We start from the raw sequence: 17,096 nt of genomic DNA on the forward strand, positions 1-17,096 counted from the left end.
CCTTGTTAAAGTACATGAATTCGACTTATTTTTTTCCAACCTCCTGGCTGAAGTTGGTAGTAACTAGTACCCTGTCTCCCCTCGTCAATATAAATAATATCACCTGTTCCCATATATCGACCTTGATAATCATTTGGAATGCTGTCTTTTACATTAAATATACGAAATACTTCTTCTAAAACTTGCAGATGTGAACCGCCCGTTACATTCATACGATATACTTGTTTATACCCTTTAGTCTGCCTGAATTTGGGTGTTTGAAAGATCATTACTTCATACGTTTTTTTTAATAGCCTGCTCCGTTCCTTTAACAACCTCAAGCCCCCCTTTTTTTATCCACACCCTTTTTGATTAGACTTTGGCACTGTCGAATCCTTCATCAAAAAAACACTTTTTTTGTCGAGATACCTCTTTGACAAAAAAAGTGTGGTAATAAAGTTAAGAATATTGTCTAATAAGGGACTCCAGCTTTGATTTTAAAGTTGGAAGGTCTCTACTATGGATACTAACACTAATATTTGTTTCATCCATTTCAAGAGCTTCTGCTAAAAATCCACCTAATCCTCTTGCTTTCCGGTCAATTTGCAAAGCAAGATCCATTTGCTCATCTGATTGCGGAAAAAATATCACTTCAAGCTCATCTAGTTTGCCTCTAAAGGATCCCGAAACTGCAGCGAATTCAAATTCCTGTGCAAAGGGTAATCGTCTTCTTTTGCGGTATGGAAGCTCTTCACAATCTGCCTCTCTCAATCGAAAACCTAGTTCAGCAACTGTATCTAATACACCTTTCATTAACTGATTAGGGACTACCTTAATATAATCTTTGTCTGTAGGGTCAACAGCATTTTTAATGTCTAATCCCGTTTCTACCCATACTTTTGTTCGTCCAATGCTGATCGGAGTATCAAACGGCACCCTAATAACAAATGGAATTTCTTTTGTCTCGTTTGCACCAATTGTAACTGCTTGAATTAAGCGGAATCTTTCAATATCGCCTTTGACAATATGCTTTTTATCATCTGACTCTTTTAAATAGTTGGTATGTAGATTCAGATAAATATCGTCTATTAGCTGTTCAATCTTTCCACCCTTTATCTGTACAATTCCTCTTATTTCCTCACCTGGAACGAAGACATCTTTTTCAAGCTTCGTATCTACCGTTGCCGATCCAATCCCGATACTTGCAAATACTTTATTAAAAAGTGACATGTTTATTCCTCCCTTTATTCACTGCAAATAAAAAACAAGCTTTGAGTTCATTTATCGTTTCAAAAGGCTTTTCAACTTGAAGTAATCTTTTGATTAATTGATTGGTCTCTGTTGATAATGATAACTCTTCGTCCCATGGTCGTTCCTTTTCACTACCAGTTGTTTCATAATTCGAATATAGTAAAAACAGGAGAAAGTGGCCTAGCTGAAAGTAATCAGCCTGAGGAGATATCTCGCTTTTTAAATCCCTCTTTTTATTGTCAGTATGTGATAACCATTTCGCCAATCCAAAATCAATTACTTTTAAGTCCTCTCCCTCAAGCATTAGATTTGGAATTCTTAAATCTCTATGGACAATCCCTCTTTGATGAAGGTACTCTATTCGTTCTAGAAGCTTTAATCCATATAACAAAGACTCTTCTTCAGTAAACCTCTGTCCTTCGGTAAAGATAAGCTGCTCAAATGTTTTCCCGTGTATAAACTCCATTGTAAAAAAAGGAATCCTTCCCCACATTCCTTCATCAAAAACGGTAGGAAAGGAAGAATGCTGTAAGCTTTTAAGGATCTCAATTTCATACTGATGTATTCGTATTCCCTTTTTAGTGATTCTTTTATGAAATCGAACTAGCTTTAAAACAACCTTTTTTTCTAAGTGGGAATCATAAACAAGATAACTATGGCCATAGCTGCCCATACCTAAAAACTTTTCTATTATATATCGCTCATTGATTTTCTCTCCCACAGCTAATTCCTTATCCATTAGTGAAGAGAAGGCCAAGACAATAGGCTTAAAAATCATCATGTTTTACAACCTTTTTTCATATATGATACTAACTGCTAAAAAAGCTTTTCGAGCTAAAAAAGCTACTTTTATGTTTTCTTTTGTAGTGTGCATGACCGTAATGGCTATGTTTATGCATATTCCGACGCTTGTAATAATCACTTGAACTATACTTTCGGTGATGAGAACTTCCCAATATTGACTTCAGGATTTTTTTTAACATCATTCAGTCCTCCTAATGGTTGATATAAATATATACGTTATTTCAGATGGAAGGTTTCATAGAAAGGTGGCAAAAAATGAATTTTTCTTCTATTCCTTTTTTGGGTCTTCTTCAAGAAAAGATTTCCCAATGGACGCTTCCAAAGAGATATATAGTTTAAAGGAAAAATCTATGTTTAGCGAACAATTAAACATGTTTTCCCCTTCTCCAATTCTTTATGCAAATCAAAAAGAAAAAAACATAGTCGCTCAAATTACAAATAAAACTCATGCATATAACAGAAATAACATCACGAGAACCCAAGCCTATTATGAGTTCTTCATCAGAAATCAAGAGGTTCATTGGTCCTTCCTGGCGCATATCGTGTCCCGTAATGGGGGATATTACATGACCGACTTAAAGAGCTCTTATTTAAAAGACTTTTTGTCTGAACCTCAAATAAATCGCTACTTTTTATTCCTTGAACGATAAAATGCATTCATTTTTCAAGATGCCTTTCCACAATTGCTTCTTTATGAATATAGCAAGAGCATAGGAAAACCGCTCTTCCATCTGCTATCTGCGTTTCATGTATCATCATTTATGCAACCTTTTTGGAACGAATTTTATGTAAAAAAGAATTCAAAGGGAATAACTGTAGCCATGATTATTAATGAGCAATATATGTTAGAAGAACGAGTAATCAAAGGAATATACCATTCAACCTCTCTACTTCAAGAGCTCCCCTATAAATTACCAGAAAATCTTGGATTTACTACGATCTTTATTCCATACAAACTTTCAAAGAAATACCGGTATCGTCTGAGTGGAAAGACGGTTAATGAATTTGAACATGTGAAAAAGCGGGTTGAACTAGGGAAGGAGCTTTATCAAATTTTATTCGAAGAACGATATATATCAGAAACAATTAAATTTTCTCACAATCAACCGCATACGGGTTCTAGAAGCGACTACTGGGATTTTCTTTTTACGAAACTGGAGAACGCCAATGAAAAACTGCTTAGTCCAGCCCTTGAAAGTGTTTGGGAAGATGTGACGCATCAATATACAAATAAAGTTGACTGGTTTCAACAAAAAGACATGGATGTTTTATCGTTTTTCAATGAACTTCCAGAGGTGACTAACTATGATTTAACAGCAGTAGCTTTCAGTCATTATCTTTTGTATACTGCCCTCGACCATATTACTGAATCATAATGAAAGGACGAAGCTAATTGAACGCTTCGTCCTTTCTATTGGGGTTATACAATGATTTTCATAAGCTATTCATCTTCGATTTCTTCATCTATAATGCATTTTTCGATTAAGTATTCGAAAGTAATATCAGCGAGTTCTTCCACTTCGCCTTCTGAGGGTACATAGCCCCTTTTCATCAGCTCTTGAAAGAAAAACTCTGCTATTTCATCTGTGTCGATGAATACCTCAATCTCCTTCATTGACTCGCCCCCCTTTTGTTCAAAATGTATGATGCATAAAGCCTTTTCATGCTAATTCCCTTAAAAATACAGCACCTTTGTTCAAATTTTTTCTTTTCATATGTTTGGAATGTTTTTAGTTGGACAAGCATAAAGATGAAATACAAACAAAGATTTTAGGAGGAGTTCGTATGACAACCTTTTCAAAGCTGTTTCAATCATTTAGCGAGGATATAAATAGTGAAGAAAGCTCACTAATGAATTCATTTGAGAAGATGACATCTTTCTTTTTTCAAGGAGCGATTTGGACAGGAATTCCGCTTTTTATTTATTTCATATTCTCTTATTTAAATTAATTACACATTGCTTTTTCCATCGTTCGTTTTTAACTGCTGAAGTTTTTTTAATACTAGCTTCATGACTTTTACATATTCTTCATCATGAAACATTTCATATAGGATACGATAGTCATTATACAAGTCTAATAAGGCATCAATCATTTCACCTGATTGTTTTTTTTCATTTAGAATTTCTCTTTCTGCTTTTCTATAGACATTTTTCGGTTCAGGTAGTTTAAGAGTTTTTTTCTTCTTATCTAGTGAATATAGAAGTCCAAGCTTTTGAATAAATGTATCTGCGCTATCGGCATCGGCAATCAGCGTTAACTCATCTTCATTCACTTCTAGCCATTCCCCATCACTGATACGTGAGAGCTCATAAATCACGTCCTCCCATGCATCCTCCTTATAACGCCAGATTTCTGTTCGAAAACCAACCACCTTAAACAAATCCGCCCCATAACCTTTCACTTGGACAAGATCACCAATAAAAAACTTGTATTCTATATCAATCTCTTCTCTTTCGATCGGATCACCTTCATAATCGGAAAGCATTTGGAGACTTGATTCCATGTATAATCCTTCACTCTTATTTATTTCATATACATACATACCATCAAGCCACTTTAGATTAGTTACTTTGCCCACCGTACCATACATGGTGACCACGACAGTATCACCGATTTTATACTTTGGTTTTTTTCTGTCACTCATGTCAATGGTTCACCTCAAATGTTTGTCGTAGTTACTGATTACAATAGTATATGCAAACAATAAAAAAACGTCTCTTCATAGAAGAGACGTTGTCAACCGTTTTTATTCTAATGTGTGTATGACCTAGTCATTCACATATAATTCCCATGCATCATCAAATATAGCCATGCTCTCTAAGTAAGGGCCATTTAACTCCAAATAGGAGGATAATTCAGTGTAGTCAGTTGATGTCTTCGGAAAGCTATGATCTACGTAGGCATCATTAGCAAATCGACTAATGGCATCCTTTGGTGCTGGATGCCTATATTTCATTAAGAAGTGATAGAACGATTTTCTCAAAATTTAGGACACGCCTTTCACAAATGGTTTCCCTGTAACCTTACTATAGGTATTTTGGAAAAGGCAAGTCTTTTACATGCTTAACTTGTAAAGTCAAAGTAGTTCATCTTTACTGTCCTAGGCTATCGTACTTGTCTGGAATGCTTAAAAAATTCTATATAGCACGTTTTTTTATCACTTGAAAAAGAGTAGTAAACAATAAACTTATCAATAATAATTTTATAGGTACCCTCCCAACCTGGTTTATCGGTTGGGAAAGTGCTTCCAAGTAAAGCAATTTTTTGTTCTATTCTTTTAACAAGACTTTTTTTATATTCTTTTGTCTCAAATGAAGTAAAATGCTGGCTTTGAATATTTCTAAACCCTTCCAATGCAGCATTAGTCCATTTTATTTGCATTTACAGTTCACCTTGATCAATCATCTCTAATACGTCTTCAGTAGAATACACTCTGCCGTCCAATATATCTTCTTTTGCCTGAAGTAATTTTTTCTTTAATTTAGGGTCTTTTCCAACGTCTTCTTCAACTGTGGTCTCAGGTTCTTCAATTAAAGTTAAATAGTATTTTTTACCATCCACTTCGATAACAGATTCTCCCTCATGAATAATACCTTTGATTAATTCAGCAGCATATCCATCAAGTTTTATCATACAACCACCTCCATTTTGGGGTTACCCATTTGCATTCGATTATACAATATTTAGAATATATGTTGAAATATTATACTTTTGAGATTCCATATCCCTCACCCTACAAATAGTTTATTTCAATGACTTCCTTCTTGTATAATAGGTTTAAAAAATACTTAATATTTGTTGAGGTCTTAATATGAACGAAAAGTTAGAACTTAAACTTAAAAAAGCATTAGAAGAACTTGAAAAATATAAAGATGAAAATGAGAATCTAAAAAAGTTACTAATCCAGCATAATATTCATTTTGAGCCAATGAAACCCAATAACCCACTGTTGAAATCTGAAATTATTAAACAACGTATTAATATTTTTAAAAGACTTTTCAAAGGCAGAACAGATGTTTATTCTGTTCGATGGGAATCGAAAAGTGGTCGTTCTGGTTATGTGCCAGCATGCGAAAATGAGTGGGTACCAAATATTTGCGATAAACCTAATATCAAATGTAGCTCATGTACTAATAAAAAATATTTAGAGTTAACTGATAAAGTGATATATGAGCATTTAAGTGGTAAAAAAACCATTGGAATATATCCATTATTAAAGGATGATACTTGCTATTTTTTAGCAATTGATTTTGATAAAAGCAGTTGGAGAGATGATGCTTCTGCCTTTTTAAAAACTTGCAAAGAGTATAACGTACCTTCATTTACAGAAAAATCGCGTTCTGGAAACGGGTGTCATATATGGATTTTCTTCGAAGAACCAATACCTGCAGCCAAAGCAAGAAAACTTGGAAATAGCTTACTTTCTAAAACACTTGAACTTAGGTATGAAATTGGTTTGGATTCTTATGATCGAATGTTTCCTAATCAAGATATACTTCCAGATGGTGGTTTTGGAAATTTGATTGCCTTACCTTTACAAAGGACACCTAGGCAAAACGGCAATAGCATATTTGTTAATGTAGATTTTGAACCAATTAAGGACCAATGGGCTTATTTAGCAAAGGTACAGAAATTGAAAATAACAAATGTGGAACAAATACTAACTAAACTATTAAAGTCTACAAGTCCCTTACCTACAATAGACATCAATTTCCCTAAGCAGATCACGCTTGAATTAAACAATGGGATAAAGATTCAAAAGTCAGATCTTCCTTCTTCCATTGCTAAAGAATTAATTGACTTAACAAGTTTCAGCAACCCAGAGTTTTATAAAGCTCAATCTCGTCGTTTATCTACTCAAGGAATCCCACGATTGATAAATTGTTTCGATGAAAACGAAACACAACTTATTTTTCCTAGAGGATGTTATGAAGATGTACAAAACATATTAAATAACCATGGTATTCAAATCAACTTTTTAGATAATCGACAAATAGGAAACACAATAAAAGTAGAATTTAAAGGCAAACTTTATCCTGAGCAAAAAGAAGTGATTGATAAATTAAATGAACATGATACAGGAGTATTATCCGCAACAACCGGTTTTGGAAAAACAATTATAGGAGCTGCTTTAATTGCTAAGAGGAATGTAAATACTCTGGTGATTGTTCACCGTAAACAACTAATGGAACAATGGAAATATTCTTTAACTTCATTCCTTAATTTAGGGGAGCAAACAGTGGGTTTAATTGGTGGTGGGAAAAATAAAGCAAGTGGATGTGTAGATATTGCTACTATTCAAACATTATCTTCAAAAGATGAAAACAGAGAATTCCTTAAAAAATACGGTCAAATTATAGTCGATGAATGTCACCATATATCCGCTTTCACTTTTGAAAATGTCTTAAAGGGATCTACAGCAAAATACGTACATGGATTAACCGCGACACCTACAAGAAAAGATGGGTTACACCCTATAATGACAATGCAATGTGGACCAATTAGATATAAAGTAAGTGCAAAAAATCAAGCAAAGGTACACACGTTTGATCACCAATTAATACCACGTTACACCAAGTTTAAAAGTGGATTTGATGAAGAAAATAAATCCATCCAAAACCTATATGGTGAATTAGCCAGAAATGAGAAGCGCAATGAACTTATTTTTGATGATGTATTAAAAGCTTTAGATGATGGTAGAAATCCTATAATCCTTACAGAAAGACAAGAACACGTTAACCAATTAGAAAATAGACTAAAAGGTTTTGCTAAAAATTTGATTGTGTTAACTGGAGGGTTAAAAAATAAGGAAGAAAATCAAAGATTAAAAATGTTGAAAGAAGTTCCTGATGATGAAGAGAGGCTTATTATTGCTACAGGAAAATATATAGGAGAAGGTTTTGATGATGCACGACTTGATACATTGTTTTTAGTAATGCCAATTTCCTGGAAAGGAACATTACAGCAATATATTGGCAGGTTGCATCGATCTTACGAAAATAAACAGGTTGTTCAGGTGTATGATTATGTTGATTCAGATGAGTCTATGTTAAAAAGGATGTTTGACAAGAGAAAAGAAGGCTATAAATCTCTTGGATACAAAGTTAATCTTGATTTAACCTCAGATCAAATGAAGTTATTTTAATTACATGGTAATACCTGCATGTAGGGGGGATTGTAGCCCCCTACATACAGGTATAATGTTCATTTAATCAAATTAGCTCTAATGCATGAACTTCACTAGAAAAATTAACAAAATAACCCTTAAGCTAGTTCTTGAATTATCGATTTGTAATACACCTTCTTTAGTACACACCTGCTGGCATTTAAGTACCCGGATTATATATTACTTAAACAATTTAATGTAATAGCCATTCAAAAAGACTGTCGACCTTATAATATGTCGACAGTCAGTAAGCACATTAATATGATGATACAATCTTACTACTACTAACTAAAATCAAAATAATTTCTCTTCAGCAACCTTGGTAGTTCCATTAGATCCTTAAAGCTAATTGTATTTCCGATTTGTCTTGTATCAACCAAAAACAGCTGATCTTCTATTTCCTTAATCACCTTTTCTTCCTGATACACCATTTCACATTCCATGCAGACGATGGCTGGTGTTAATGATATTTCAATTGCCCGTGATCCATCTGGTAACTCCCAATATACAGAGCTTTCACCTGTACGTGCCTTCCCTTCACACCACTCGCATCTCATATCCAAAATCAAATCACCTACTCATTAACCGTTTTGTCTGTTTCTTGCTCAGACTGTTTGGTTGATTTTTGTTGCTGTGCCTTAAACTTCTTCTCTTTTAGTTCATCCCGCTTTTCACGTTTATCTTTTAACGAAGAGTGATTTTGGTCTTCCTGATATTTTTCTCTTCTGTCTAGCCGTTGAAGATCTTCCGGGACGAGGTTGAATTTGCTGTCGTTCATAATGGCCGAAATTCCGACTTCAGATTTGTACTTTTCATAATCCGAATATACACTTTTGAAATAACCCTCCGCTCTACCAGGTACATAGTTCTGTGGCTCTGGATAAGAAGTGATAACACCTTCAAAGTTGCGTAGGACCACTTTATCCACACTCTGTGAAATCAAGTAGTTCGGTTGTAACGCAATCTTCCCTCCACCACCCGGTGCGTCGACCACAAAGGTTGGGACGGCATATCCAGATGTGTGACCGCGTAATCCTTCAATGATTTCTAACCCTTTTGAAACAGGTGCTCGGAAATGGCCGATGCCTTCTGAAAGGTCACATTGGTAAATATAATACGGGCGAACTCTTATCTTTACTAAATCATGCATGAGTTTTTTCATGATTGGGACAGAATCGTTAATTCCTGCAAGAATCACCGATTGATTTCCGACTGGTACTCCTGCGTTCGCTAGCATTTCGCAAGCCTTTTTAGATTCCTCTGTAATTTCAATTGACGTATTAAAATGAGTATTTAACCAAACTGGGTGGTATTTCTTTAAAATATTACACAAATTTTCTGTGATTCGCTGTGGAAATACAACTGGTGCTCTAGTACCGATTCTTATGATTTCAACGTGATCAATTTCTCTTAAATTTTTTAAGATATATTCAAGTACATTATCATTGATTAATAGTCCATCTCCACCAGAAATGAGAACATCTCTTATTTGAGGGGTATTTCTTATATAACTGATTGCCCCGTCTAATTGCTTTTTCGGAACTCCCATCCCGATTTGACCAGAAAAGCGGCGTCTCGTACAGTAGCGACAATACATGGAACACTGGTTTGTTACGAGGAACAACACTCGATCTGGATAACGGTGTGTTAATCCTGGAGTTGGGGAATCTTCATCTTCGTGGAGAGGATCCTCTAAATCGTATCTTGTTTTAACAATCTCTTGTGAAATAGGAACCGATTGCATTCTAATTGGACATCTTGGATCATCTGGATTCATTAATGATGCATAATATGGCGTAATATTCAGTGGAATCGTCTTTGTTGAGATCTTAACTCCTTCTTCCTCTTCAGGGGTTAAGTTAATCACTTTTCGTAAATCATCCAAAGTTCGGATCGTATTGGTGAGTTGCCAAATCCAATCATTCCACTGTTCCTCCGTAACATCCTTCCAAAGCTCTATCGAAGACCAATGACGATCTGGTTTATATAATGAATGTTTCATACTTCATTCCTCCCAAACATGCTTTACATAAACCATGCAAGTTTTGTGCCAAAACTTAATAACCGGAGGCGCTGTTTTGAAGGAGCCTCAGTTACCATTGGGATGCTTTTTAATAGTTCTCAGGCATTGAAACACCAGTTCAGTTACCACTAAGCTTTATTTTTCTCTTCTACGGGCACTGTAACCCCAGTTCAGTTACCGCAAAGCTATTTTTTTCTCTTCTACGGGCACTGAAACTCCAATTCAGTTACCGCAAAGCTTTATTTTTCTCTTCTACGGGCACTGAAACTCCTGTTCATTTACCATTCAACCTCTTTTTTCTCTCTCTCGGGGCATCAACATCTTAATTTCCATACAAAAAGATGCCAATTACTCGGCACCTTGCAGCTCATACTTTTGAATTTTGTATTGAAGGGTTTGTCTTGGAATTTGCAGCAGTTTTGCAGCTTGCTTGATGTTTCCACTCGTTTGCTCGAGAGCTTCACAAATCATATTTTTTTCAAACTCCTCGATTTGTCCCTTTAGAGAATAACCTTTGATGACTTTCCTAGAAGCAGAGGTATTTCCTTTCAGCATGGCAGGTAGATGTTCCATACCCAAACTGGTTTCTTCACAAACATTCATCATATATTCGATGGTATGCTTGAGTTCCCGAACATTTCCTGGCCAATCGTAGGATTGAAAAATGTTCATCACTTCAGTAGACACACCTTGTATACTTTTATGGAGAACCCCATTATAATGATCAAGAAATTTTATTGATAAAAATTTAATGTCTTCTGGTCTTTTTCGGAGCGGCAATAGTTCAAACGTTAATACATTTAACCGGTAAAAGATATCCGTTCGTATCAGCTTTTCTTCTAGTGCTTTTCTCGGATGAACATTCATTGCAGCGATCACCCGAACGTCTACCTGTACACTTTTCGAAGAGCCAATACGCCGAATCATTCCATCTTCAAGAACACGTAATAACTTTCCCTGTAAGTCAATCGGCATGGCATGAAGCTCATCTAAAAACAATGTCCCTCCATCCGCAAGCTCAAACAATCCAGGTCGGTCAACGGCTCCTGTATAACTCCCTTTTGCTGTACCAAAGAGAATGCTCTCGAGTAAAGTTTCTGGAATGGCAGCGCAATTTTGAACAATAAATGGGGCATTTCTTCGAACAGAGGCGTCGTGTATCCCTTGAACAAATAATTCTTTCCCCGTTCCACTTTCGCCATAAACTAATATCGATGATTGCGATTTTGCTAGCTTATAAGCTTCTCGTTTTATTTGAAGAAACTCATTATTTTCTGTAAGTAAATCATCCAATGTATACTTAACGGCGCTATTGCTTTTTTTCTTAGGATTAATCTTTTGTTTTTCTTTTTGTAAATCCAATAATTGTTCAGACAATCTTTTAATACTGGAATAATCCTTCGCAATTTCCATCGCGCCAAAAAAATCGCCATGTACACAAATAGGAATGGTTGAATTAATCGTTTCAATCTTTTTCCCATGAATATTAGAATAAGATTGAGCCACATTCACAATCTCTTTTCTAGACTTCAGTACTCTTAATAACGTGCTCGTCTCTTCTGTTAGCGATGGAAACACTTCCAACAAAGGCTTCCCTATTACTTCTCCCGCCGTTAATCCATCGTGTTGGGCAGCCACTTCGTTATAAAAAATCGTCTTGCCATTTAGATCCACAACATGAATCCCCTCATCAACGCCCTTTAAGATTTCCGTCACGACTTCAATGGATATACTGCTTGTTTCAAACATCCTCATCACCCACCTAAAGCATATATATGCCTAAGTGCCGAAAAACTGTCACTTTATATTAATTTTCGGCAGCTTGGTAAGTGGATAAATTTTTCACCCAAACATTCATGTCTTCGAGCTTATCAAAAATATAACAATTGTTCACTAACCGTCCTCGATATTGATAGCCTAATTGGTGGAGAACGGCATTCATGCCAAAGGAAAGCGACCTTGCAATAGAGTACGAACAATGGATTTGTTGTTGAAATAAGTCTTCTTCAAGCTTTTTCAAAAGGATCTTCATTAATCCAAATTTACGGTGTTCCTTCTTCGTCGCACAATCCGTTAATTCTGCGTTACGAAACATATAATTCACTTCAGCAGATGCGGCACTAATCATTTCATGATGATACATAAAGGCATAGTAGATGGTTCCTTCTTTCATGGTCTTTTTCACATATTCAGGATCATGCAGGGGTGTGGGATAAATTTGAAAAACCTCTCGATACAAATCCGAAAGCATTTCCGCTTCCTTCTCACCCACTTTCATAATCTTGTATTCTGCTGGTGGCATAATCACTTGTGAAGATCTTTTTAGATGCTGGACAGAAGTAAGGATATCTTCTTCCACTTGAAGATGAGCGGTACAAGCTCTATCCGGCTCAAGGTATTTACAAAAAAAATATCCATCCGATCCTAAAAAATACCCATCTATAATGGCTTCATTCCGATATCCCTTTTCTAAAAATATTTTGTAGTCCTCAAATTTCCCTTTTATAATTATTTTTTCACTTTTCTCCTGTTTTGCAAGCTCTTCGGTAGTTTGGATGACGAGATAGGGATCCCCCACATAATGATCCACTCGTACACGCTTATTAAAAGCGTCCATATAAACTTCACATCGTATCCCTCTTTCCTCTACGGTACGAAAAGCTGGCAACTGATTCATCGTATCTCCTCCTAGAGGGAAAGCCCGACCAAATACTTGGTCAGACTTTCTTCATTAGTTCTATACAATCTAGCTAATCACTTCTACTTACTTCACACCATCTCAGGATGGTCGAAGCGATAATATCCGCACTGGTAAATAAATCTTCTAAAACAATGTATTCGTTCGCATCATGAGCGACCTCTGTTACACCTGGACCGAAAATAACCACTGGTATATCTCCAACTTTTGATAGTACTCCTCCGTCTGTCCCCCATGGTGAAGCTTCAATAACTGGAGAAGAACCCATCACTTCCAGGTAGGATGATTCGAGAGTAGTAAGTAACGGATGGTCTATTTCCAAATCACCTGGGATCCACCTTCCACCAAACCACTCAACCGTGGTTGGATAGTCTTTAAACCAGATGTCCTTCTTTTCCAGCTCCAGCAATGAATGTTCTAGTTCAGCCTGCACGGCAGACATTTTTTCATCTGGAGCTACGCCCATTCTCCCCTCAATAATACAAATATCTGGAACGGAGGATGGCCAATCCCCACTATGAATCTTACCGATATTTATCGGGATGGGAATGGGTATATTTTTATACAATGGATCTACAATTCTACTATTTCTAACCTTTTCTAGCTCATTCAACTGATTGATTACCAATATTCCTTTTTCAATTGCATTTACTCCTTCGTACCTAGTACCTCCATGTGCTGAGCGTCCTTTAACAGTTACACGAAACCACATAGAGCCTTGCTGCTTTGGAAAAATTTTCAGATTGGTAGGCTCAGGAATAATCGCTCCATCCGCCCGGTATCCCCTTAGCACGGCAGCCAAGGTTCCCGCACCTCCACTTTCTTCTTCTATCACGCTCTGGAAGATGACATCACCTTTCAGCTGAATCTCTGTTGCGATGATCGCTTCCATCGCTAAAAGAAGGGCCACCGTTCCTCCCTTCATGTCTGTGGAACCACGACCATATAACCTTCCCTCTTCGATGAAACCACTAAATGGGTCATTTTTCCACTCAGCCAAGTTATTTTCTGGAACCACATCAATATGACCGTTCAGAATTAATGATTTGCCATCTCCAGTCCCCTTCAAAACTCCAACAACATTCGGATTCCCCGTATAATCCTTTCGGTCCGAGCAGTAAGCAGGATGGTTCATAAGAGTCTTATCGCCAATTTCCCAAATGTCTAACTGTAGACCTAGTTCCCTGCACTTCTCAATAATAATTGCTTGGGCAGCCGCTTCCTTCCCCCTTACACTTCCCTCTTGTACAAGCTTTTGAAGAAGTCTAGTTGCATGCACGCGATTCCTTTTCATCCATTTTCTAACTTTGCGAAGCTCCTCTTCCATCCCTCTTCGCCCCTTTATCTATTGTGTTACTTACAAAAAAATGAACAAGCGGTAGACTCTCGAACTTGATCCAATGTATAAGGTTGAAAAACCTTACTTAAAACTAAACCTTTATCCGTCACATGAAAGACAGCCATATCTGTGATAATCATATCCACACATGCCCGAGAGGTTAATGGAAACGAGCATTCTTTTACAATTTTGCTATTTCCCGCTTTATCCGTATGGTTCATTAATACGATTACCTTTTGCGCTTTCTGTGCAAGCTCCATTGCACCGCCCATACCAGGTATTTTTTTACCCGGAACAATCCAGTTTGCTAAATCTCCTTTTTCACTTACTTGCAATGCCCCTAAAATGGTGATATCCACGATTCCCCTACGGATCATTCCAAAGGCAATGACACTATCACAGTAAGAACCACCACTCACTAAACTAACCGGATATCCTCCAGCATTACATAGGTTTTCATCCTCTTCCCCTTGTTTAGGAGAAGGCCCCATCCCAACAATTCCATTTTCCGCATGAAACATCACATTTATTTCTGAGGGAAGATGATTCGGAACAAGCGAAGGAATGCCAATCCCTAAATTGACCACCATGCCTTCTTTGATTTCTGCTGCAGCTCTTTTGGCCATTTGATCACGGATCCCTATTCCCATACCCATTTCCAGTTCACCCCTTCCGTCGGTACAATATAATTGACAAACACTCCGGGCGTGACGATTTCATCGGGATGAAGTTCACCCACCTCAACGATTTCCTCCACCTCTGCGATGGTAATATCTCCAGCCATCGCGACCAAAGGATTCGTATTTCTAGCACTTTTATCATAAATAAGATTGCCGTATTCATCTGCCTTCTTGGCATAGACAATGGATATTGGCGCACTTAATGCTGTCTCTAGTAAATAACTTCTTCCCTCTAATACAACTTTCTCTTTATTGGTTGACACAAAGTCACTGTCCATTCCAATATCTGTTAGAAAAGCTGGAATACCTACACCACCCGCTCTAATTCGCTCAACTAACGTTCCTTGAGGTGAAAATTCAACTTCAAGAGTTCCCTCAGTCATTAGCTGTCCTGCAACAGGATTGGAACCAATATGAGAAGCAATCACTTTTTTTACTCGTCCGTTTGCTACAAGCCTCCCTATCCCTATATGTGGAAATCCAGTGTCGTTTCCAATAAGTGTTAAATCCTTAACCCCTTTATTGAGTAGCCCATCAATAATAGATGGTGGAGAGCCAACCCCTCCAAACCCACCAAACATAATCGTTCCACCGTCATGAAATAAATTTAATGCTTTTTCTACTGTCGTAATCTTATTGAAGCGATTTTTCATGACTTACCTCCCCCCTCTAAAATTTCATTGGAAAAGTCTACGAATGTTTTACGTAGAAGAATGATTAATTCATCAATTTCGTCCTTAGAAATCGTCAGGGGAGGAGCAAGGATGATAGCATCACCATGAATTCCATCAAGTCCAGCAGCTGAAGGGTAAAGCAGTATGCCATTATTAGCCCCAAGCTGAATCATTTTATTTGTAACTAGATCTTCTCTTGGAAAAGGTTCTTTATTTTCTACCGATTGAACAAATTCAATCCCGATTAACAATCCTTTCCCCCGAATATCCCCAATAAATGAAAATTCTTCTTTTAGTTCTTGCAAATGATAAAATAAATAAAATCCCTTCAATTCAACCTGCTCTATAATTCTATTATTTTGTAAATATTCCATGACCGCTAGTGAAACAGCACATGATTGTGGGTTCGCACTTAGGGTGTGACCACTCATGATACTTTTTGTTCCAGCCAAGATTGGCTCCATCACTTTGTCACTCACTAAAGCTGCAGCTATAGGTGCATAACCTGCTCCCATCCCTTTGCCGAGTGCAACTATATCTGGCTCCACACCCCAATGTTCACAAGCTAGCATTTTTCCTGTCCGACCAAATCCAGTCATTACTTCATCTGCGATAAATAGAATTTGATGATGGTCACATATTTCTTTTATTACTTTGTAATAACCTTCCGGAGGTGAGATAGCCCCACCTGCAGCCCCAATCACCGGCTCTGCTATAAAAGCAGCAATTTGGTCTGCGCCTATTTTTTCAATCACTTTTTCCAGTTCAGTTGCACAGGCAAACTTACACGAGTTGGGTTCTAGGTTATATGGACAACGGTAACAATAAGGAGGTTGTATAGAGGGAAAGTCCTCAAGAAGAGGGAGGAATCTTGCTCTCCTCAACGTATGACCTGACATCGATAATGCCCCTAGCGTGATACCATGATAGCTAACCCACCGAGAAAGGATTTTATTTTTCGTTTTAACCCCTTTTTCCTGCCAATGCTGAATCGCTATTTTCATAGCCGTCTCTGTTGCTTCAGAGCCACTATTTACAAAAAAACTCCAGTTCAAAGACCCAATACATTGTTCAGCTATTTTTCCAGCAAGTGCTTCTGCTGCTTCACTAGTAAACTGCGATCGGTAGACAAAGGACACCCGTTTTGCTTGTTGAACCATCGCATCGATAATTTCCGATACTCCATGACCAATATTGGCAGTTACCGCACCGGATGAAGCATCAACATACCTCTTCCCTTCCTTGTCATATAAATAAATGCCTTTCCCATAATCTATTGTTGGATATACCGCATCAAGCAGCGGTTTAATTAAATATGAATGCTCCATTTGACTCCCCCGTTCCATACAAGCGTAAGCGACGCCTTATAAGATTGTATGAGTAAGAAGAGGAAATCTTTCTTTTTATTGCTTTTCAAAATTTTATGGAATTCTAATGAAATGTTAGGGGCTGAAAAAGACTCCTTGATAAAGTTCTGTTG

Annotated in this window: 18 protein-coding genes and 1 pseudogene; 3 read left to right on the forward strand and 16 right to left on the reverse strand. The window is 37.1% G+C overall.

The genetic code is table 11. From position 1 onward, the window contains the following. Nucleotides 1–5 precede the first annotated feature (5 nt). From MKX65_RS14865 to MKX65_RS14875, 3 genes are all read right to left on the reverse strand, one after another. Nucleotides 6–314 carry a YodL domain-containing protein gene (locus tag MKX65_RS14865; RefSeq protein WP_340904292.1) on the reverse strand — a complete coding sequence of 103 codons (309 nt, stop codon included), beginning with the start codon at nucleotides 312–314 and terminating at the stop codon, nucleotides 6–8. 124 nt (nucleotides 315–438) lie between these two features. Continuing rightward, entirely contained in the window at nucleotides 439–1,209 is a 771-nt protein-coding gene (locus tag MKX65_RS14870; protein WP_340904295.1) for a sporulation protein, read from the reverse strand. After that, complete coding sequence (locus MKX65_RS14875) at nucleotides 1,196–2,011, reverse strand: serine/threonine protein kinase (protein ID WP_340904298.1); 816 nt, start codon at nucleotides 2,009–2,011, stop codon at nucleotides 1,196–1,198. Before MKX65_RS14875 ends, MKX65_RS14870 begins: the two co-directional genes overlap by 14 nt. A gap of 394 nt (nucleotides 2,012–2,405) precedes the next feature. On the opposite strand from MKX65_RS14875, the pseudogene MKX65_RS14880 reads away from it, so the two are divergent. Next, nucleotides 2,406–3,410 (forward strand): annotated as a pseudogene (locus tag MKX65_RS14880) (DUF2515 family protein). Nucleotides 3,411–3,475: 65 nt separating this feature from the next. Here the strand turns inward: MKX65_RS14880 and MKX65_RS14885 are convergent. After that, nucleotides 3,476–3,649 (reverse strand): YozD family protein, encoded by a 174-nt coding sequence (locus MKX65_RS14885; protein ID WP_084361903.1) that lies wholly within the window; start codon nucleotides 3,647–3,649, stop codon nucleotides 3,476–3,478. A gap of 170 nt (nucleotides 3,650–3,819) precedes the next feature. Here MKX65_RS14885 and MKX65_RS14890 point away from each other — a divergent pair, with 170 nt between their 5' ends. Beyond that, nucleotides 3,820–3,984 carry a hypothetical protein gene (locus MKX65_RS14890; RefSeq protein WP_340904303.1) on the forward strand — a complete coding sequence of 55 codons (165 nt, stop codon included), beginning with the start codon at nucleotides 3,820–3,822 and terminating at the stop codon, nucleotides 3,982–3,984. On the opposite strand, the gene MKX65_RS14895 is transcribed toward MKX65_RS14890, so the two are convergent. The 4 genes from MKX65_RS14895 to MKX65_RS14910 form a co-directional block, all read right to left on the reverse strand. After that, nucleotides 3,985–4,680: a hypothetical protein gene (locus tag MKX65_RS14895; RefSeq protein WP_340904305.1), complete on the reverse strand. Its 696-nt coding sequence runs from the start codon at nucleotides 4,678–4,680 to the stop codon at nucleotides 3,985–3,987. Between the two features lie 123 nt (nucleotides 4,681–4,803). Then, nucleotides 4,804–5,019 carry a YozE family protein gene (locus MKX65_RS14900; protein ID WP_160549051.1) on the reverse strand — a complete coding sequence of 72 codons (216 nt, stop codon included), beginning with the start codon at nucleotides 5,017–5,019 and terminating at the stop codon, nucleotides 4,804–4,806. Nucleotides 5,020–5,141: 122 nt separating this feature from the next. Then, nucleotides 5,142–5,417: a type II toxin-antitoxin system RelE/ParE family toxin gene (locus MKX65_RS14905; protein WP_340904308.1), complete on the reverse strand. Its 276-nt coding sequence runs from the start codon at nucleotides 5,415–5,417 to the stop codon at nucleotides 5,142–5,144. Next, a complete protein-coding gene (locus MKX65_RS14910) occupies nucleotides 5,418–5,669 on the reverse strand; it encodes a hypothetical protein (protein WP_340904309.1) in 252 nt (83 codons plus the stop codon). Between the two features lie 178 nt (nucleotides 5,670–5,847). Here MKX65_RS14910 and MKX65_RS14915 point away from each other — a divergent pair, with 178 nt between their 5' ends. Beyond that, nucleotides 5,848–8,181: a TOTE conflict system archaeo-eukaryotic primase domain-containing protein gene (locus MKX65_RS14915; RefSeq protein ID WP_340904310.1), complete on the forward strand. Its 2,334-nt coding sequence runs from the start codon at nucleotides 5,848–5,850 to the stop codon at nucleotides 8,179–8,181. A 305-nt stretch (nucleotides 8,182–8,486) separates the two neighbouring features. Here MKX65_RS14915 and MKX65_RS14920 read toward each other — a convergent pair whose 3' ends face one another. The 8 genes from MKX65_RS14920 to MKX65_RS14955 form a co-directional block, all read right to left on the reverse strand. Beyond that, nucleotides 8,487–8,765 (reverse strand): YokU family protein, encoded by a 279-nt coding sequence (locus MKX65_RS14920; RefSeq protein WP_445677918.1) that lies wholly within the window; start codon nucleotides 8,763–8,765, stop codon nucleotides 8,487–8,489. Nucleotides 8,766–8,776: 11 nt separating this feature from the next. After that, a complete protein-coding gene (ablA, locus tag MKX65_RS14925) occupies nucleotides 8,777–10,204 on the reverse strand; it encodes a lysine 2,3-aminomutase (protein ID WP_340904311.1) in 1,428 nt (475 codons plus the stop codon). A 369-nt stretch (nucleotides 10,205–10,573) separates the two neighbouring features. Continuing rightward, a complete protein-coding gene (locus tag MKX65_RS14930; RefSeq protein WP_340904312.1) occupies nucleotides 10,574–11,974 on the reverse strand; it encodes a sigma-54 interaction domain-containing protein in 1,401 nt (466 codons plus the stop codon). A gap of 58 nt (nucleotides 11,975–12,032) precedes the next feature. Further along, entirely contained in the window at nucleotides 12,033–12,902 is an 870-nt protein-coding gene (gene ablB / locus MKX65_RS14935) for a putative beta-lysine N-acetyltransferase (protein ID WP_340904314.1), read from the reverse strand. Nucleotides 12,903–12,975: 73 nt separating this feature from the next. Continuing rightward, nucleotides 12,976–14,250: a peptidase gene (locus MKX65_RS14940; RefSeq protein ID WP_340904317.1), complete on the reverse strand. Its 1,275-nt coding sequence runs from the start codon at nucleotides 14,248–14,250 to the stop codon at nucleotides 12,976–12,978. 26 nt (nucleotides 14,251–14,276) lie between these two features. After that, nucleotides 14,277–14,918 carry a 3-oxoacid CoA-transferase subunit B gene (locus tag MKX65_RS14945; protein ID WP_340904319.1) on the reverse strand — a complete coding sequence of 214 codons (642 nt, stop codon included), beginning with the start codon at nucleotides 14,916–14,918 and terminating at the stop codon, nucleotides 14,277–14,279. After that, complete coding sequence (locus MKX65_RS14950; RefSeq protein ID WP_340904322.1) at nucleotides 14,903–15,595, reverse strand: CoA transferase subunit A; 693 nt, start codon at nucleotides 15,593–15,595, stop codon at nucleotides 14,903–14,905. The genes MKX65_RS14945 and MKX65_RS14950 overlap by 16 nt, the downstream gene beginning before the upstream one ends. Beyond that, a complete protein-coding gene (locus MKX65_RS14955; RefSeq protein ID WP_340904325.1) occupies nucleotides 15,592–16,944 on the reverse strand; it encodes an aspartate aminotransferase family protein in 1,353 nt (450 codons plus the stop codon). The genes MKX65_RS14950 and MKX65_RS14955 overlap by 4 nt, the downstream gene beginning before the upstream one ends. Between the last annotated feature and the right edge of the window lie 152 nt (nucleotides 16,945–17,096).

This window comes from Robertmurraya sp. FSL R5-0851 (assembly GCF_038002965.1).
Lineage (GTDB): Bacteria > Bacillota > Bacilli > Bacillales > Cytobacillaceae > Robertmurraya_A > Robertmurraya_A beringensis.